Origin of the sequence: Nioella nitratireducens, assembly GCF_001879715.1 — a bacterium.
GTDB lineage: Bacteria > Pseudomonadota > Alphaproteobacteria > Rhodobacterales > Rhodobacteraceae > Nioella > Nioella nitratireducens.
Map to the genome: position 1 here is coordinate 66,813 of NZ_MNBW01000001.1, position 18,231 is coordinate 85,043.

The 18,231-nt window shown below is 65.0% G+C and carries 18 protein-coding genes; 8 read left to right on the forward strand and 10 right to left on the reverse strand.

Annotated elements, in window-relative coordinates; translation table 11 throughout:
* Positions 1-13: 13 nt before the first annotated feature.
* The 4 genes from BKY27_RS00325 to BKY27_RS00340 all read right to left on the reverse strand — a co-directional run bounded on the left by BKY27_RS00325 (position 14) and on the right by BKY27_RS00340 (position 3,345).
* Positions 14-649, reverse strand: coding sequence for a hypothetical protein (locus tag BKY27_RS00325; protein ID WP_071672427.1), 636 nt, complete (start codon positions 647-649; stop codon positions 14-16).
* Positions 646-1,197 carry an RNA polymerase sigma factor gene (locus tag BKY27_RS00330; protein WP_071672428.1) on the reverse strand — a complete coding sequence of 184 codons (552 nt, stop codon included), beginning with the start codon at positions 1,195-1,197 and terminating at the stop codon, positions 646-648. Before BKY27_RS00330 ends, BKY27_RS00325 begins: the two co-directional genes overlap by 4 nt.
* 156 nt (positions 1,198-1,353) lie before the next feature.
* Positions 1,354-2,118 carry a class II aldolase and adducin N-terminal domain-containing protein gene (locus tag BKY27_RS00335; protein ID WP_071672429.1) on the reverse strand — a complete coding sequence of 255 codons (765 nt, stop codon included), beginning with the start codon at positions 2,116-2,118 and terminating at the stop codon, positions 1,354-1,356.
* A gap of 57 nt (positions 2,119-2,175) precedes the next feature.
* Complete coding sequence (locus BKY27_RS00340; protein WP_071672430.1) at positions 2,176-3,345, reverse strand: cytochrome P450; 1,170 nt, start codon at positions 3,343-3,345, stop codon at positions 2,176-2,178.
* 60 nt (positions 3,346-3,405) lie between these two features.
* Between BKY27_RS00340 and BKY27_RS00345 the strand changes: the two genes are divergently transcribed.
* A complete protein-coding gene (locus BKY27_RS00345; protein WP_071672431.1) occupies positions 3,406-3,996 on the forward strand; it encodes a thymidine kinase in 591 nt (196 codons plus the stop codon).
* Between the two features lie 548 nt (positions 3,997-4,544).
* Here the strand turns inward: BKY27_RS00345 and BKY27_RS00350 are convergent.
* The 4 genes from BKY27_RS00350 to BKY27_RS00365 form a co-directional block, all read right to left on the reverse strand.
* Entirely contained in the window at positions 4,545-5,492 is a 948-nt protein-coding gene (locus BKY27_RS00350) for a 2-hydroxyacid dehydrogenase (protein WP_071672432.1), read from the reverse strand.
* Positions 5,489-5,830, reverse strand: coding sequence for a tRNA-binding protein (locus tag BKY27_RS00355; RefSeq protein ID WP_071672433.1), 342 nt, complete (start codon positions 5,828-5,830; stop codon positions 5,489-5,491). Before BKY27_RS00355 ends, BKY27_RS00350 begins: the two co-directional genes overlap by 4 nt.
* The gene (gene proC, locus BKY27_RS00360; protein WP_071672434.1) at positions 5,827-6,639 is read right to left on the reverse strand and encodes a pyrroline-5-carboxylate reductase; all 813 of its coding nucleotides are present in this window, start codon (positions 6,637-6,639) and stop codon (positions 5,827-5,829) included. Before proC ends, BKY27_RS00355 begins: the two co-directional genes overlap by 4 nt.
* 62 nt (positions 6,640-6,701) lie before the next feature.
* The gene (locus tag BKY27_RS00365; protein ID WP_071672435.1) at positions 6,702-7,205 is read right to left on the reverse strand and encodes a type III secretion system chaperone family protein; all 504 of its coding nucleotides are present in this window, start codon (positions 7,203-7,205) and stop codon (positions 6,702-6,704) included.
* A gap of 347 nt (positions 7,206-7,552) precedes the next feature.
* On the opposite strand from BKY27_RS00365, the gene BKY27_RS00370 reads away from it, so the two are divergent.
* Both BKY27_RS00370 and BKY27_RS00375 read left to right on the forward strand, forming a co-directional pair.
* Positions 7,553-7,963: a group III truncated hemoglobin gene (locus tag BKY27_RS00370; protein WP_071672436.1), complete on the forward strand. Its 411-nt coding sequence runs from the start codon at positions 7,553-7,555 to the stop codon at positions 7,961-7,963.
* A gap of 84 nt (positions 7,964-8,047) precedes the next feature.
* Entirely contained in the window at positions 8,048-10,357 is a 2,310-nt protein-coding gene (locus BKY27_RS00375) for a Tex family protein (RefSeq protein ID WP_071672437.1), read from the forward strand.
* Positions 10,358-10,366: 9 nt separating this feature from the next.
* Here BKY27_RS00375 and BKY27_RS00380 read toward each other — a convergent pair whose 3' ends face one another.
* Positions 10,367-10,939, reverse strand: a complete 573-nt coding sequence (locus BKY27_RS00380) for a glutathione peroxidase (protein WP_233491747.1) — start codon at positions 10,937-10,939, stop codon at positions 10,367-10,369.
* A 171-nt stretch (positions 10,940-11,110) separates the two neighbouring features.
* Between BKY27_RS00380 and BKY27_RS00385 the strand changes: the two genes are divergently transcribed.
* The 4 genes from BKY27_RS00385 (at position 11,111) to BKY27_RS00405 (ending at position 15,679) form a co-directional block, all read left to right on the forward strand.
* Complete coding sequence (locus BKY27_RS00385) at positions 11,111-12,031, forward strand: lipid A-modifier LpxR family protein (protein ID WP_071672438.1); 921 nt, start codon at positions 11,111-11,113, stop codon at positions 12,029-12,031.
* Positions 12,032-12,146: 115 nt separating this feature from the next.
* Entirely contained in the window at positions 12,147-13,217 is a 1,071-nt protein-coding gene (locus BKY27_RS00390; protein WP_071672439.1) for a Hint domain-containing protein, read from the forward strand.
* Positions 13,218-13,555: 338 nt separating this feature from the next.
* Entirely contained in the window at positions 13,556-14,176 is a 621-nt protein-coding gene (gene rpsD, locus BKY27_RS00400; RefSeq protein ID WP_071672441.1) for a 30S ribosomal protein S4, read from the forward strand.
* Positions 14,177-14,263: 87 nt separating this feature from the next.
* The gene (locus tag BKY27_RS00405) at positions 14,264-15,679 is read left to right on the forward strand and encodes a homospermidine synthase (RefSeq protein ID WP_071672442.1); all 1,416 of its coding nucleotides are present in this window, start codon (positions 14,264-14,266) and stop codon (positions 15,677-15,679) included.
* Positions 15,680-15,725: 46 nt separating this feature from the next.
* On the opposite strand, the gene BKY27_RS00410 is transcribed toward BKY27_RS00405, so the two are convergent.
* Positions 15,726-16,790 carry a YeeE/YedE family protein gene (locus BKY27_RS00410; RefSeq protein ID WP_071672443.1) on the reverse strand — a complete coding sequence of 355 codons (1,065 nt, stop codon included), beginning with the start codon at positions 16,788-16,790 and terminating at the stop codon, positions 15,726-15,728.
* A gap of 133 nt (positions 16,791-16,923) precedes the next feature.
* On the opposite strand from BKY27_RS00410, the gene BKY27_RS00415 reads away from it, so the two are divergent.
* On the forward strand, positions 16,924-18,171 hold the full coding sequence (locus tag BKY27_RS00415; RefSeq protein WP_071672444.1) for an MFS transporter: 1,248 nt from the start codon (positions 16,924-16,926) through the stop codon (positions 18,169-18,171).
* Positions 18,172-18,231 lie beyond the last annotated feature (60 nt).

Consider the following 18,231-nt stretch of genomic DNA (forward strand, 5'->3'; position numbering starts at 1 on the left):
TCCCTTCCAACGCCTACTGCAGGTCATCGACGATCTCGGCAGACGCCAGCGCCGCGCGGGCGGTGTCTGCGTCTTCGCCCTCCAGCACGCTCAGCCCATAAAGGCCCAGCGCCGAAGGGCCGCTGACGATCTCGACCCCGGCCCCCACCAGAAGCGACCGGATTTCGGCCTCGGTCGCGTCGGAGGCAAAGGCCACCGTGAACATCGCATCGGAATCGCCGCCCGCCAGAGAATACCCTGCCGGGGCCTGTTCTGCCAAGGGATCGGCCATTTGCGGGGCGGTCGCGGTCGGACCAAGCGGCATCTGCACAAGGTTCCAGCCAAGGCCGGCGGCCAGCACCACGGCGGCGGCGACCTGCCAGAGGCGCAGTCGGGTGATCGAGACCACGTTCGACGGCGTCTCTGCCGGGGCGGCGGGCGCGACGCGGCCCTCGGCCTCGACATCGCGCATCAGCCGGGCCAGGCCAAACGCGCCGGGGCTTTGCACCTCGTCGGCCTGCATGGTGGCCCGGATCGCACGCAGCGTCTCCAATTCCGCCCGCAACGCGGCATCGTCAGCCAGCGCCGCCTCGACCGTGGCGCGTTCCGTTTCGTCCAGCGTGCCATTGGCATGGAACACCAGCAATTCATGAATCGTTTCAGAGGTCACGCCACCCCCCTTTCCACGCGGCCCGACAGGCAGCGCATCAACAATTTCTTGGCGTGAAAGATGCGGGTCTTGATCGTGCCCTCGGGCACGCCGGACACCTCGGCAATCTCGCCATAGGTCATGTCCTGAAAGAACGCGAGTGTAATGGCCGACCGGTGGTCATCCTTGAGCGTCTCAAGGCAGTGGCGCACATGCGCGGCTTCTTCGCCCGCCGCAAGGCAGGTTTCCTGATCGGGGCCGTCATCGGCCAGATCGGGGGTCTCATCCGTCAGGTCTGTCCGGCCCCGGCGGCGCATCGCGTCGATGCTTTTTCTGTAGGCTATGCCAAATATCCAGGTTTGCACTTTAGATCTCCCTTCAAAGCGCCCGGCGGACCGCCAGACATCCATGAACACGTCATGGAGTATGTCGTTCGCCTCGAAGGGATCGTTCAATCTGGACACGATAAACTTGTAGACCGGGCGCTCCAACGCCCGATAGAGCGCCGCCAAGGCCTGCTTGTCGCCCTGCGCGATCTGCTCGATCAGGAACTTGTGCTCTGCATCCATACAAAAAAGCCCGTCCTGCCTACAAGCGCCAGACTTACCCGGTTTGACGGCCCGCGCCAAGTGTGCGTGGCGCAGGGCTTGCCGACTTGCACAACGTCCACCGGGCAACGGCCCATGGGATTCACATCCCGCGTCCTGCCCTTGGCTGCGTTCCGGTCAGGCCGCGTAATCTGACCCTTCCGCATCGAGGATCGCCATCAGTTCCGACAAATGCCGCTCCGCCTGATCGGGGTAGCCGTCCAACTCCTCGGCGGTCTTGGCGGCGACCTCGTGGCTCAGCACCCGCAGCGGCTGCCCGGTTTGCAACGCGCGAATATAGGTCTCGGCGGCGCGCTCGAAATAGAACATCCGGTTGAACGTGTCGGCGACGCTGTCACCCAGCACCAGCACGCCATGATTGCCCATGATCATCACCTTCTTCTTCGGGTCGGTCAGCTGCGACGCGCAGCGTTCGCCCTCTTCCTCGAAGGCCAACCCGCCGAAATGGCTGTCGACCACGTAACGCTCGTAAAAGGTCGCGGTGTTCTGGTCGATCGGCGGCAAGGTGCTGTCGGCAAGGCACGCCAGCACAGTGGCGTGGATCGAATGCACATGCATCACGCAGCGCGCGTGCGGCACCCGCCGGTGGATCGAGCCATGCAGGCCCCATGCCGTCGGATCGGGTGCGTCGGGCTGGTCCATCGTCGCCGTGTCATTGGCATCCAGCAACAGCAGGTCCGACGCCTTGATCCGCGCGAAATGCCGCTGGTTCGGGTTCATCAGGAACCGCGTGCCATCTTCGTTCACCGCAAGGCTGAAATGGTTGGCCACTGCTTCGTGCATGTTCAGCCGGGCCGTCCAGCGGAACGCGGCGGCCATTTCCACCCGCTCTTGCCAATGGGACATGTTGGGATGGCGGGTGATATCTGCGCTCAGGCTCATCGGGGGGCTCCTTGTGGCTGGGTGTCGCTCATATCCTGCGCCAGCCGGCCCCTGCCGTCAAATCGCCCACGCCACCGGCATCGCCAGTGGCCCACGGAACGCCCAGCCGCCAAACCGGGTGCCCTCCGCCGGGTCGAGCCGCAGCCCCCCAAGGCGCTCGAACAGCATCGGCAGCGCCACCTCGCCGATCAACGCCCGCGACGCCCATGCCCCGGCACAGAAATGCGGCCCCGCGCCAAACGCGAGCGACGCGCTCACATCCTGCGTCAGGTCAAACGCGTCAGGCCGCGCAAACACCGCCTCGTCCCGATTGCCAGAGCCGAACATCAGGAACACCCGGTCGTCGGGGGCAAAGGTCACCCCGTTTACCACGTCCCTCTGGGCCACCCGGCGCGGCGACATGCCGATGGGCGACATCCAGCGCGCATATTCCTCGAAGGCCTGCAGCCACGTCGCCTCGCCAGCCCGCACCATCTCCAACTGGTCCGGATGCGTCAGCAGCGCCCAGGCCGTGCCCGCAATCGCATCTCGCGGCTCGTTCTGGCCCCCGGAAATCGCCAGCTTCACATTCGCCCGGATCTGGCGCTCCGGCAGCCCTGCCTGCATCTGCACCGACAACAGCGAATGATCGGGCGCGGCGCGCAACGCGGGCATCCGCGCGTCGATATGGGCGTCGATCGAAGCGGTGCAGTCATGGCAATGCGCCTCGACCCCCGCATCGCCCGCGTAATTGGCACAGCCGTCGATCATCCCCTGGCTGACGCGGTCCATTTCCTGATAGCTCATGTTGCTCAGCCCGCTGATCGCCTTCAGCGCCTCGCCCGCGACCGGCAGCGCGAAATCCTTGACCAGATCACAGGCCCCCTTGGGCGCGATCCGCTCCAGCACGTCGCCCGTGCGCGCCCGGAACTGCGCCGTCCAGACGTCGCGCACCGTCTTGGGCGAGACCGTCGGAAACACCGCCTTGCGCTCTGCCGCATGATCCGCCCCGTCCTTGCGCATCATGTTCTGCCCCATCAGCACCGTCATCAGGCCCTCGGGCTGGTCCGAGGAAAACACCTCGACCCGCTTTTCCTCGCGGAAAATGTCGTCGCGCCGGGTGATCAGCGTGGCCCCCAGCTGCGGCACATAGGCAATCGGCGCCTCGGCCCGCATCCGCTTCAGGTCCGGGTAGGGATCGGCCCAGAACCCGGTCGGGTCGATCTCGTATACGGGGGCATCGGACATCGGCTCTCCTCCTCAGGTCACGCTTGCACCGGCGCCCCGCTTGGGGCAAATCCCGTTTCCATGGCCAAGCTCTATTTCAATTACTCCACCATGAACGCGGGAAAATCGACCCTGCTCCTGCAAGCGTCCTACAACTACATCGAACGCGGTATGCAGACCTACCTGCTGACCGCGAATTTCGATGACCGGGCGGGTATGGGCAAGATCGGAAGCCGCATCGGGATCGAGGCCGAGGCCGACACCTACACCCAATCCGACGATCTCTTCGCCCGGATCGAGGCGCGGCTGGCGCAAGGCCCCTGCGCCTGCGTGCTGGTGGATGAGGCCCAGTGGATGACCCGAGAACAGGTCTGGCAACTGGCCCGCGTGGTTGACGATCTGGGCGTGCCGGTCATGTGCTACGGTCTGCGCGTCGATTTCCGAGGAGAGCTCTTCCCCGGCTCCGCCGCTCTCCTCGCGCTGGCCGACGAGATGCGCGAAGTGCGCACCATCTGCCATTGCGGAAAAAAGGCCACGATGGTGATCCGCGTCGATGAAAACGGCGAGGCCGTGCGCGAAGGCGCCCAGATCGAGGTGGGCGGCAATGACCGCTACGTCTCGCTCTGCCGCCGCCATTTCCGGCAAGCGGTCGGAGATGGCGCGCCGGGCTGACGCCCGTCAATTCGCCACGCCCTTGCAGCATCCAGCGTCTACGCTGCCTCGTCCGATTCCGTAGAGACCTTTGTTTTCGCACCGTTCTTCGTGAAAATCCGGTATCCACTCTTTCGCACAGCGCTTTAACCCCGTCTTAACCCGCGCCTGCCATGCTGCCCCGCAGGTATACCGATTCCCACGCGTGGCTCCGGTCTGCCGTCTGTCCCGAGACCACCCGATGAGGGTGCAGGACAGGGCGGCTCCCGAAGGCTTTCGCAAACGACCACTGCCGCGCGCCCACTCCTGGGCGGCGCCGCCCTCTCCCCATGCGGGATCGCCACGGCCCACCGGCCCACCGCCCCCGCATTACGCCAAAATCGAGACACGGCATCCCCCGGGCAAACCAATGCGCGCTCGGGACCAAGTGCCCGTGCGCCCTGCCCTTCTTCCTTGTTCGAATACCCCCCGGGGGGGCGTCCCTTGGGCGCCATTGGGTCTCGCCCAACGGACGACGGGGCTGGCCCCGGTGGATCGCCGCCAAAGGTGGCGACACCGCAAAGGGCCCGTCAGACCGGGTTCGGCACCGGGCGCCCCTCGGCAAAGGCGATGACGTTGTCCAACGCCATCCGCCCCATATCCTCCCGCACCTCCAGCGCGGCAGTGCCCAGATGCGGCAGCAGGGTCACGTTTTCCAAGGCCCGCAGCGCTTGCGGCACCTCCGGCTCGAACTCGTAGACATCCAAGCCCGCCCCGGCGATCTGCCCGGCCTCCAGCGCCGCGATCAACGCCGCTTCATCCACCACGTCCCCGCGTGCGATATTGATCAGGATCGCGTGCGGCTGCATCGCCGCAAGCTCTGCCGCGCCGACCAGATGGTGGGTCTCGGGGCTGGCGGGGACCGCCAGCACCACCACGTCGCAGGCCCCCATCAGCGCGGGCAATTCCATGCGCTCGGCGGGAAACTCCATGTCCTTGTCGCTGCGCGCCGCGTAGGCCACGGACATGCCAAAGCCGAAATGACAGCGCCGGGCAATCGCCTGCCCGATCCGGCCCATGCCGATCACGCCAAGCCGTTTGCCGGTCACGTGCATCCCCAGCATCTGCACCGGGTGCCAGCCTTTCCAGCCGGACTCGCGCACCAATCGCTCGCCCTCGCCCGCGCGACGCGCGGTCATCAGCATCAGCGTCATGGCGATATCCGCCGTGGCGTCGGTCACCGCGCCGGGCGTGTTGGTGACCCGGACGCCACATGCCTTGGCCGCGTCCACGTCGATATGGTTGTAGCCCACACCGAAATTCGCCAGCAGCCGGACGCGCGGCTGTCCCGCGGCGGCAAAGGCTGCCTCGCGGAAGGCATCGCCAAGCGTCGGCAGGACCACGTCATACTCTGCCAGTGCCGCAACGCATTCGTCATGATCCATCGGCTGGGTCGTCGCCCGGCAGGTCACCTCGAACCGGGCCTCGGCTGCGGCCATCACGCTGTCCGGCAGCCGACGCGAAATCAGCAGTTTCAATGCATCCTCCCGCCAACGGGCACCTGTTGATCGGGGCCGATCAACACGATCTCTCCGCTGTCATCCGGCAGGCCCAGCACAAGAATTTCGGACCGCATCGGCCCGATCTGGCGGGCGGGAAAATTCACCACCGCCATCACCTGTTTTCCGATCAGGGTCTCGGGATCGTAATGCGCGGTGATCTGGGCCGAGCTTTTCTTGACACCCAGATCGCCTCCGAAATCCACCCACAGCTTGATAGCGGGCTTGCGCGCCTCGGGGAAGGGTTCGGCGCGCACGACCTCGCCGACCCGGATATCGACCTTCAGGAAATCGTCGAAGCTGATCTCGTCGCTCATCCCTTCAACTCCCGCGCCCGGCCCGCCGCCGCGCCCACGGTGGCGCGGATCAGCGGCGCAAGGCCGTCGGTCTCGTCCATCAGCACGCCCAGTCCGGCCTGCGTGGTGCCATTCGGCGAGGTCACGTTGATCCGCAATTGTTCCGGCGTCTCGCTGGCCGTTTCCGCCAGCGCGCCTGCCCCTGCCACGGTGGCCTTGGCCAGCTGCATCGCCATCTCGTCGGGCAATCCCTCGGCCCGCGCAGCCGCCGCCATCGCGTCGATCATGTAAAAGACATAGGCCGGGCCAGAGCCGGAAACGCCCGTCACTGCGTCGATCTGGTCTTCATCCGACAGGCGCACCACCTGCCCCACGGCTGACAAGAGCGCTTCGGCCAGATCGGCGTCGGCCTCGGTCGCGGCGCTGTTGCCGATGATCGCGGTGATGCCCTTGCCGATGGCGGCGGGCGTGTTGGGCATCGCCCGCACGACGCGGGTGCCCGTGCCCAGAACCGACTCGTAATAAGCAATCGAGGTGCCCGCCGCGACCGATACGAACAGCGTGCCACCGCCGCCAAGGGGCAGCAATTGCGGCAACGCCGCCTCCATATATTGCGGTTTGACGGCGATAAGGGCCACGGCAGGCTCTGCGGGCAGGTCTGCGTTCAGATGCAGCCCCTGCGCCTTGACCCAATCCGAGGGATGCGGGTCGATCACCCAGACCGAGCTTGGCGGCAGCCCCCCGGCCAGCCAGCCCTCCAGCATCGCCTGTCCCATCTTGCCACAGCCCAGCAACACCAGCCCACGGCGCGAGATATCGTCAAAAGTCATCGTCTCTCCCGGCGTTGGAACGCGGGGACGCCCCCCCGCATTCGCGTCATTCGCCGGAAAGGTTAGGCGCGCCCGTAGCTCTCTGCAATGGCGACCTGCATCGCCTGCACCGGCGTCTTGTCCGACCAGCAGGCCAGTTGGAACGCCGGATAGTAGCGCTCGGCGGCCAACACGGCGGTTTCGACCATGCAGACGATCTGTTCCGGCGTGGCCATCTGTTCCCCCGCCAGAACCAGCCCGTAGCGGTAAACCATCAGCCGCTGTGCATGCCAATAGCTGAACGCCCCCGCCCAACACTTGTCATTGGCAAGGTTCAGCGTCTCGTAGAGGGCTGGCATCGCCTCTTCGGGCGGCTCCATGTCGAAAGTGCAGATCATGCGCAGGGTCTCGTCGTGGGACGACCACGCAAGGGTGATGGAATAGGTCCGCCACTGGCCTTCGATCGCCATGGCGATCTGGTCATCGGCGACGCGGTCGAAATCCCATTCATGATGCGTCGCCAGCGTTTCCACGATGTCGATGGGATGGAGGTCGTCGACCTCAAAGTATTGCTCGGATAGCGACATTGCCCAGGCCTCTTATGGTTATGGCAGCTTCGGAATCGCTTGGTTCAAGGAACCCAATCGACCCACTAGAAGCTGGGTGTCTGACTATGGGTCGCCGGGGCAGGCCCGACCCCATACCAGATATGGTGGAGCCAATACCGGAGTCTGTAAAGGATAAACTTGGGGAGTCGAGACGGGATTCCGTGGCGCGGCAGCACTATCCACAAGTTTTTGCGTCCACGCGGAAGTTATTCACAATTCGGTAAGATTTCTATGGTTTAGGCGCGCGGGCTGTGGCGGTCGCAAACGCAGCCCGCGCGACCAGATGGCCTCTGGACCTGTGGTCGGCCTGTCCCCATATCCCGTGCATGAGCATCCCGTCCCTCGCCAGATTTGACATCACCCGCCCGGAAATCGAGCGCGTCGTGGCCCGGTTTTACGCCGGGGTCCGGGCGCATCCGACCTTGGGGCCGGTCTTTGCCGCCCATGTCACGGACTGGCCCGCGCACGAGGAAAAGATCGCCCGGTTCTGGGCCAATGCGATCTTGCTGGAACGTGGCTATGATGGCAGCCCGATGGCGGCCCATATGCGCGCGGGCAATGTGCGGCCGGGCATGTTCGACCCGTGGCTGCGGCTCTTCGATGCGACGCTGGCGGACGCGTTGCGGCCCGAGCAGGCCGCTGCGTGGTCGGCGCTGGCGCATCGCATCGGGCGCAGCCTGCGCGCGGGCGTGGTGGACAAGGACAGGCTGCCGGGCGGCATTCCGAACCTGCGCTGACCGCCTGCCGCAATCGGCCCCTTGGCGCGGTCGCGTGCGGCGGCTATCACCGGGTGCCGCCCAGTTACCAAAAGGACCGTGCCCTTGACCCAGACCGCCCCCCGCATAGCCCGTACCATCGCCACCGAGATCGCCGCCACGCCTGCACAGGTGAGTGCCGCCGTGGACCTGCTGGATGGCGGCGCGACGGTGCCTTTCGTGGCGCGCTACCGCAAGGAGGCGACGGGTGGTCTGGACGACACGCAGTTGCGGACGCTGGCCGACCGGCTGTCTTACCTGCGCGAGCTGGAGGCGCGGCGCGCGACGATCCTGCAATCCATCACCGATCAGGGCAAACTGACCGACGATCTGGCCCGCGCAATTGCCGGGGCCGACACCAAGGCGACGCTGGAAGACATCTACCTGCCCTACAAGCCCAAACGCCGCACCAAGGCGATGATCGCACGGGAAAACGGGCTGGAACCGTTGTTGCGCGCCATCGAGGCGGATCGCGGCGCGGTGCCGGAACAACTGGCCGAGGGCTATGTAACCGAGGCCGTGCCCGGCGTGAAAGAGGCGCTGACAGGCGCGCGCGACATTCTGGCCGAAGAGCTGAGCGAGAACGCCGTCCTTCTGGGGCGCCTGCGAGAGTTCATGCGCACGGAGGCGTTCATTGCCGCCAAGGTGATGGACGGCAAGGAGCAAGAGGGCGCCAAGTTCTCGGATTATTTCGACCACCGCGAGAAATGGGCGACGATCCCGTCGCACCGGGCGCTGGCAATTCTACGGGCCTCGAAAGAAGAGATCGTGACCATCGAGATCGCGCCCGACCCCGAAACCGGCCCGGCGCGGGCCACGGGCATCGTCGCTTCGGCCATCGGCATTCGGGGCGACGGGCCGGGGGACGCGTGGCTGCGCGGCGTGGCGGGCTGGACATGGCGGATCAAGCTGAGCCTTTCGATGTATGTCGACCTGTTGGGCGAGTTGCGCAAACGCGCGCATGAAGAGGCGATTGCGGTATTCGCACGGAACCTGAAGGATCTGCTGCTGGCCGCGCCTGCGGGCGCGCGGCCGACGATGGGAATCGACCCTGGCCTTCGTACCGGGTGCAAGGTCGCTGTCGTTGATGCGACGGGAAAGCTTGTAGCGACCGACACGGTTTATCCTCTCAGGGATGGCGGGCGGGTGGTTCGCGCGACTCTCGGTGCGCTTTGCAAGCGCCATGATGTCGAGTTGATTGCCATCGGGAACGGTACAGCGAGCCGCGAGACTGAAAAGCTGGTCCACGAGATGCTCTCCCATTATTCAGCAGAACCCAAACCCACCAAGGTGGTGGTCAGCGAAGCCGGGGCCTCGGTCTATTCGGCGTCGGAACTGGCGGCGCGGGAATTTCCCGGTCTCGACGTCAGCTTGCGCGGCGCGGTGTCCATCGCGCGGCGCTTGCAGGACCCGCTGGCCGAGCTGGTCAAGATCGAGCCGCAATCCATCGGGGTCGGGCAATACCAGCATGACGTGGATCAGCGACGCTTGGCGCAGACGCTGGCGGCGGTGGTGGAAGACGCGGTGAACGCCGTGGGCGTCGATCTGAACATGGCGTCGGCACCGCTGTTGGCGCATGTGGCAGGCTTGGGCAAATCGCTGGCCGAGGCGGTGGTGGCGCACCGCGACGCACATGGGGCGTTTCCCTCGCGCAAGGCGCTGCTGAAAGTGACCGGGCTGGGACCGAAAGCCTTTGAACAATGCGCGGGGTTTCTGCGCATCCGCGAGGGTGCGGAACCGCTCGATGCCTCGTCCGTTCACCCCGAGGCGTATGGCGTGGCGCGGCGGATCGTATCGGCCTGCGGGCGCGATATTCGTGACATCATGGGCAAGCCCGAGGCGCTGAAAGGGCTGCGGGCGGAACAGTTCGTCGATGACAGTTTCGGCTTGCCCACGGTGCGCGACATCCTGAGCGAGTTGGAAAAGCCGGGCCGCGATCCGCGCCCGGGCTTCGTCACGGCGAGCTTCGCTGACGGGGTGGAAGGAATCACCGACCTGCGCCCCGGTATGAAACTGGAAGGCACGGTAACGAACGTGGCGGCCTTCGGGGCCTTCGTCGATATCGGCGTGCATCAGGACGGGCTGGTTCATATCAGCCAGTTGGCCGACCGCTTCGTCAAGGATCCGCATGAGGTGGTCAAGGCGGGCGACGTGGTGAGCGTGCGCGTGGTCGAGGTGGATGTGCCGCGCAAGCGGATCGGTCTGACCATGCGCAAGGATGGCGGCACGGCACAGGGGGCCAAGCCCGAGAGGCAGGAAAAGCGCGGCGGCGGGCAGCCAAAGCGGGGCAAACCGGGGCCGAAAGCCGCCCCCGCGACACAGGACCAGACCGGCGCGCTTGGCGCGGCGCTGAAGGATGCGATGAAGCGGAAATAGAGGGGGCAGTCAGGCCCCCAGATCCGCCTCGATCAGTGACAGGATACGGGGGTCGTTCGGCTCGACCCGCGACCCCCAAGTGCCCAGAACGGACCCGTCCGCGCCGATCAAGACCTTGTTGAAGTTCCAGCGCGGGGCCCAGTTCTGGCTGGCCTGCATCCATTGATAGAACGGATGCGCCTCGGGGCCGCGCACATGGGTGATGTCGGTCATGGGCAGGGTCAGGCCAAAGGTGATCTCGCAGAAATTGCGCACCTCCTCGGCGTTGTCATATTCCTGCCGGAAGTCATCGGACGGCACGGCCAGAACGATCAGCCCGCGATCGCCATAGGCTTCGTGCAGATCCTGCATCGCCTCGTATTGCGGGGTGTAGCCGCACATCGAGGCGGAATTGATCACCAGAACCGGATGCCCCGCCCAATCGGCGCTGTCATGGGTGCCGCCGTCGATATTGGAAAACACCACATGCGGCAGCGTTTCCGCCATCGTTGCCTCGGTCGCGGCGGGGGCGGTGTGCGGCAGGGCCACGACGGCAAGACCGGCCAGACCGGCGGCAAACAGGGCAGCTGAGATATGGCGCATGGGTCCGACCTTTCACATTCCTTGCTTGCTGGTCAGCTAGACCGCGACCTTTCCGCGACAAGGGGAATTCTTTTGAGCAAAGTTTTGCCTATTCCACACCCGCGTGATAATTTGACCTTAATTCAATAACAGGCTGCGAAAAAAGCAGACCGTATGAACGAGGCATAGCAGATGAAGCAGGCGCTTGGCCCGATCGGGCTTTTCCTGTGCGTATTGGCATTTGGGGCACCCGGTGCGGCGGCACAAGGTGTGCGTCCCGAACTGGGGCAGGCACGGCTTTTCACCAACGACCTGATCGGCGACGGGCATGACCGTTGGCGCACCGGCGCCTACTGGGTCAGCAGCGTGCGTGGGGCGGGCTGGGACGGCGTCTTGCCGACCCGGATGGGCGACGTGATGGAATACCGCTTTCGCGGGGAGGTGCTGTCCCCGGCCAACCTGAACCGCCCCGCCGCCGGCGACCGGCTGTATGCCGGGGTGCTGTCGGTCGGCGCGCATAGCCATTTCCAATGGTCGGGGTTCGAGATGGCGGTCGGCGCCGATATCGTCGCCATGGGCGAACAGACCGGCGTGCGGCGGCTGCAAGCGGGCGTGCACGACCTGCTCAGCCTGCAATCCAGCAATGTCAGTAATTTCCAGGTCGACAACGGCATCTTCCTGCATGGCACGGTCGAGATCGGTCGCGAGATGAATGTCGGCCCCGCCCGCGTGCGCCCGTTTGTCGAGCTTCAGGCCGGGGTGGAAACCATGGCCCGCGTCGGGATGGATGTGACCTTTGGCAACTACGGCGAAGGCGGATTGCGGCTGCGCGACGTGACCACTGGCCAGCGCATCAGTGCCATCGACAGCGAATCCGATTTCGGCCTGTCATGGGTGTTGGGGGGCGATGTGGCCTATGTCGACAGCTCGCATTACCTGCCCTCTGATCGCGGCTACGTCCTGGAAGATACGCGATACCGTCTGCGGGCCGGAATGAACTACGCATTCGGCTATTCCAACGTCTTCTACGGGCTGACCTACCTGTCCGAGGAATTTGTCGGGCAAAGCAGCGGCCAGACGGTCGGGTCGCTGACGGTCGCGCTGGAATTCTGATCCTCCCACGACTTTTTTCGAATCGGAAGCGAATCACCCCCTTCTCAAGGTGATTCGCGTCTGTTAGGCTTTCCTTACTGGGCAAGAAAACAATTAAAAAACGGGCGGTAACACCATGAGCACGGGCTTTCAGGGCCTGTCCATGATCGCATGGACTCAAACTCTGATCGAGGGCGTTCCGGCAGAGAAAAATAATGAACTGGCCGAAGGGATGACCTGGCGCTGGCATGGCCGCGCTCTTCCTCTGGAAGGCGATGGCGCCGCGCTTCTCCTGGGAGTCAGCCAGGATCACGCCGAGCTCCGTGCCCGGGCCGCGCGGGTGGTGCGCAAACTGCTGCACCACCCCGCGCCCACCCCGCAACAGGACGCCGCCCTTGATGCGGACCCGTTGTTTGCCGATGCCTTTGTCGTTGCCGATGGCGCGCGGTTCTATTCCGTGGTGCCGATTGCGGGCGACGGCGGGCGGTTGCCCCTGTTGATCTTTCCCGACGCAACCCCCCCGGCGGGCCGAGATCTGAGCATCGTGCGCGTGAACCAGCCGCGCCCGATGGATCAGCCGGAACCCGCCTCGATCATCTGTTTTACCCCCGGCACGCGCCTGCGCACCGAGCATGGCGATATGCCGATCGAGGATCTGGGCCCCGATGACAAGGTGCTGACCCGCGACGACGGCCCGCAACCGGTGGTCTGGACGGGCCAAAGCCGCATGTCCGGCGCGCGCCTGTTCGCGATGCCCGACCTGCGGCCTGTCCGCATCCGTGGCGGGGCGCTTGGGCTCTACCGGCCTGACGGCGATCTTGTGGTGTCGCCCGAGCACCGGGTTCTGGTCAAAGGCGCCGCGGCGCGCGACCTGTGGGGCGAGGCGGAAGTGCTGGTTGCCGCGCGCGATCTGGTCGGGGATCGGGGGATCACCGTTGACCACTCGATGCGCGAAACATGGTATGTGCACCTGATGCTGGAACGCCACCAGGTGATCTGGGCCAACGGGCTGGAGGTCGAGACCTTCCACCCCGGCTTCATGGGGCTGGACAATCTGGCGGGCGGACAGCGCCGGTCGCTGTTGGCGGTGATGCCGCATCTGGAAGGCGATGCCTTTCGCTTCGGCGCCCCCGCGCGGCGGATGCTGGACAGCGCCGAGGCCGCGATCCTGAAACACGGGTTGCACGGCGCGCGGGCCCTGCATTAGAGCGTGTTGCGGTCTTTCCCAATAACGCCCTCCGCTCAAACCTTTTGATGTCGCATGTCCGAGGAGTGCAAAGCCGGTTCCCGCTTTTGCGCGACATGCTCCAAGCCACCATCGACCGCATTTTTCGCCGGGGCACGCCGGAACCGGTGCAATTTGCCCGAGCGGTCCTTGACTCCCCCGATGCAGGCTGTAAAAGCCGCCCATCCCGGCAAGCGATTGCCGGGGTTTTTCATTGGTGTTGGTGGCCCCCGCAAGGGGATCCCTGTCAGGCGCAAGCCAGAGGACAACGCCCTTCATGGCCTCCGCTTTGGAGGTGCCCGAAAGAAGGAGATCAGACGGTGACCAAACGCACCTCTGCCAAGTACAAGATCGACCGCCGTATGGGCGAAAACATCTGGGGACGTCCGAAATCCCCGGTCAACCGCCGCGAATACGGCCCCGGCCAGCACGGTCAGCGCCGCAAGGGCAAGCTGTCGGACTTCGGTCTGCAACTGCGCGCCAAGCAGAAGCTGAAAGGCTACTACGGCGACCTGACCGAAAAGCAATTCCGCCGCATCTTCGCCGATGCCGAGCGTCGCAAGGGCGATACCGGTGAAAACCTGATCGGCCTGCTGGAACAGCGTCTTGACGCCGTCGTTTACCGCGCCAAGTTCGTCGCCACCGTCTTTGCGGCCCGCCAGTTCGTGAACCACGGCCATGTGACCGTGAACGGCAAGCGCGTGAACATCCCCTCCTACCGTGTTCAGGAAGGTGACGTGATCGAGGTCCGCGAGAAATCCAAGCAGATGGCCGCCCTTCTGGAAGCGACCCAACTGGCCGAGCGTGACGTGCCCGACTACGTCGAGGCGGATCATTCCAAGATGACCGCGACCTTCGTGCGCATCCCCGGCCTTGGCGACGTTCCCTATGCCGTGCAGATGGAACCGAATCTCGTCATCGAATATTACGCACAGAACTAAGGGGCTGGCGCTTCGACATCATGGGGCCGCGCCGATCCGGCGCGGCCCTTTTTTGTTTCGAACTGCCCGCAACAGGAGGAAACGGCCATGTCTCACCCGGTTTACGCTCGCATCGACGGACCCATCGTGATGATCGGCTTCGGCTCGATCGGAAAAGGCACATGGCCTTTGATCGAGCGGCATTTCGACTATGACGCCGACAAGTTCACCGTGATCGACCCGGACGAGAGCCACGCCAATTTCCTGCGCCAGCACAAGCTGACCCATGTGCAAGAGGCGCTGACGCCCGAGAATTACCGCGACGTTCTGGGCCGCCTGCTGGAGCCGGGCAAAGGCTTTTGCGTCAATCTCAGCGTCGATACCTCGTCGCTGGACCTGATGACATTCTGCCGCGAGATCGGGGTGCCCTATATCGACACCGTGGTCGAACCCTGGGCGGGCTATTACTTCGGCACCACCGACAACGCGGCGCGCACCAATTACGCGCTGCGCCAGAAGGTGCGGGACGAAAAAGCCGCCAACCCCGGCGGCACCACCGCCGTCAGTTGCTGCGGCGCCAATCCCGGCATGGTCAGCTGGTTCGTGAAAGAGGCGCTCTTGACGCTGGCCAAGGATACCGGCCGCGAGGTCGGGACACCCGCCACCCGCGCGGGCTGGGGCAACCTGATGCGCGACCTTGGCGTCAAGGGCGTGCATATCGCCGAGCGCGACACTCAGGCCCGCCGCCTGCCCCGCCCGCGTGGCGTCTTCGTCAACACATGGTCGGTCGAGGGCTTTATCTCGGAAGGGTTCCAACCCGCTGAACTGGGCTGGGGCACGCATGAGCCGTGGTTCCCGGAAAACGGCCACAGCCACGACACCGGCTGCATGGCGGGCATCTGGCTGGACCGGCCCGGCGCGATCACCCGTGTGCACACTTGGTGCCCAACCCCCGGCCCCCAGTTCGGCTTTCTCGTGACCCATAACGAGGCGATCTCGATCTCGGACTATTTCACCGTCGGCGATGCCTCCGCGCCCGAGTTCCGCCCGACTTGCCACTATGCCTATCACCCGTCCGACGATGCAGTGCTGAGCTTGCACGAAATGTTCGGCTCGGGCCGCCAGCAGACCAAGCACCACATCCTGACCGAGGACGAGATCGTCGAGGGGATCGACGAACTTGGCGTGCTGCTCTACGGGCACGAAAAGAACGCGCTTTGGTTCGGGTCGCGCCTGTCGAACGAGGAAACCCGCGATCTGGCCCCCTACCAGAACGCGACCGGTCTTCAGGTGACATCCGCTGTTCTGGCCGGGATGGTCTGGGCGTTGGAAAACCCCAATGCGGGGATCGTCGAAGCCGACGAGATGGACCATGCCCGCTGCCTTGAAGTGCAGCGCCCCTATCTGGGCCCGGTCGAGGCGCATTACACCGACTGGACCCCGTTGCAAGACCGGTGGGACCTGTTCCCCGAAGATATCGACGAAAGCGAGCCCTGGGCCTTCCGCAACGTGTTGGCCAGCTGACGCAGAAGGAAAACGCCACCCGACCGGGGTGGCGTTTTTCGGTTGGTCAGGCCGGTTGCGGCGCGCCTTCCCACGCTTGCAGAAGGCGGTCGGTCGCCATGCCGCCCAGCCACATGCAAAAGAGCGCCAGCCAGGCGGTGCCCACGAAGATCGAGCCGCCGGTGACGCCCGCGCCGACGGCGCAGCCACCTGCAAGCATACCGCCCATGCCCATGAAGGTCGCGCCCAGAAGGGCCCGGCGCATGGCGGTGGGGCCGTCAAAGCCCTGAAATTTCAGCTCGCGCACCACAGCGGCAGACAGGAACGCCCCGATGAAGACGCCGGGGACCAGACCGATATCGAAATTGAGCACCGGGTTCGGTGTCAGGAAGAACATCAGCACATTGGCCGAGGGGCCGGTAAAGGTTGCGCTTTGCACCTGAACCGGATCGAAGGCCACTTGGCTGAGGGCAAAGGTCAGCACCCAGCCGAGCGCCACGGCAAAGCCCACGCCCGAGGCGAAGATCAGCACCCGTGGCCCAACGGTGTTGCGCCATGCCAGCACCAGCGCGGCAATGGCAAACAGCAGGCCGATCCCCATCCCGGCCTGCTGCGGCAGGTGCAGGGCCGTCAGCAGGTTGAAATTGGTGCCCCCCGGCGTGACCCACAGCGCCGCCAACCAGTTGCGCAGGGGCGACAGCCACCCCACCAGCGACATCTGCGCCACCACGGCAAAGACCAGACCGGACATCAGCGAACGCAGGTTGCCCGTGGCCGCCAGCACCAGAAGCCGCCCCGAACAGCCGCGCGCAAGGATCATCCCCGCGCCGAACAGAAGCCCGCCGACGATTGCGCCAGAGATCGACCCCGGCACCGCCATCATCCGCGCCTGTTCGGGCCGCAACAGGCCCGCCATCTCGGCGCCTTGGGTCCAGACCAGCGCGGTGGAAAAGGCCAGCAGCCAGACCGCCATGCGCCGCCCAAGACCACCGCGCCCGAATTCCACGACAGACGCGCGCAGGCAAAAGGCCGACCGCTGCGCGGCGACGCCGAACACAAGGCCGGTGATCAGGCCAAAGAGGGCGGCTGTTTCCGGCTCTCCCAGCCAATCGACAAGGGGCACGATATCCATGGGCAGACTCCCGTTTTTCGTGACCCCATGTGCGTCAGTCGCGGGGGGACGACCTTGACCCATGTCATATTCACAGGGTGGAATGCGATTTTTTCCCTCGCCAGCCCCCGAAAAACGCCCTAATCGGGACCGCATGTCGCAAAATCGTCTTTTCCGCACCGTCTCGCTCGACGAGGCCAAGGCCCTGCCCCGATGGCGTCAGCCGATAGGGTTGCTCTTCGTCATGGCGCTGGCGATGCCGATCGCCTTTTCCACATGGTCGGCGCTGCTCAACAACTTCGTGATCGAGGTGGCGCAGTTCGACGGGTCGGATATCGGCTGGCTGCACACCATCCGTGAGATCCCCGGTTTCCTGGCCATCGGGGTGATCCTGCTGATCATGGTGATCCGAGAGCAAGTGCTGGGGCTGATATCGCTGACCCTGTTGGGGGTGGCGACGGCGGTGACCGCGCAGTTCCCCACCTTCGGCGGGATCATGGTGATCACGCTGCTCAGTTCCATCGGGTTCCACTACTACGAAACGGTGAACCAGTCGCTGCAACTGCAATGGCTGGACCGCAAGCGCGCGCCGCAAACGCTGGGCTGGATCATGGCCGCCGGGTCGGGCGCCACGCTGGTGGCCTATGCGCTGATCATCCTGACATGGCGGGCCTATGACCTGAGCTTTTCGGTGGTCTACTGGTCGGCGGGCGGGTTCACGGCGGCGGTCGCCCTGTTTTGCCTTGTCGCCTACCCGCAATTCGAGGCCCCTAATCCGCAGCGCAAGACCTTCGTCCTGCGGCGGCGCTACTGGCTGTATTACGCGCTGCAATTCATGGCCGGGGCGCGGCGGCAGATCTTCACCGTCTTCGCAGGCTTCATGATGGTCGAGCATTTCGGCTTTGACGTGCATGACATCGCCGGGCTGTTCATGGTCACGCTGGTGCTGAACATGATCTGTGCGCCGCTGCTGGGGCGGCTGGTGACGGTGTTCGGCGAACGCGCGGCGCTGGTGTTCGAATATGTCGGGCTGATCACCGTCTTCCTGCTCTATGCCGGGATCTACTATTTCGGCTGGGGGGTGACGCTGGCGCTGATCCTGTACGTGGTCGATCACCTGTTCTTCTCGCTGGCGCTGGCGATCAAGACCTATTTCCACAAGATCGCCGACCCGGGCGACATCGCCCCCACGGCGGCGGTGGCCTTTACCATCAACCATATCGCGGCGGTCGTGCTGCCTGCCGCGCTCGGTTATCTGTGGCTGGTCTATCCCGGTTCGGTCTTCCTGCTGGCTGCGGGCATGGCGGTGGTGTCGCTGGTTCTGGCGCTGCTGGTGCCGCGCCATCCGCAACCGGGCGGCGAGACGGTGATCCAGGCCGCGATGCCCGCCCCGGCAGAATAGGCAGGCGCGCGTCCGCCCTACAGGCGGCGTCATCGCAAGGAGGCCCCAAAGCGGCTGAGG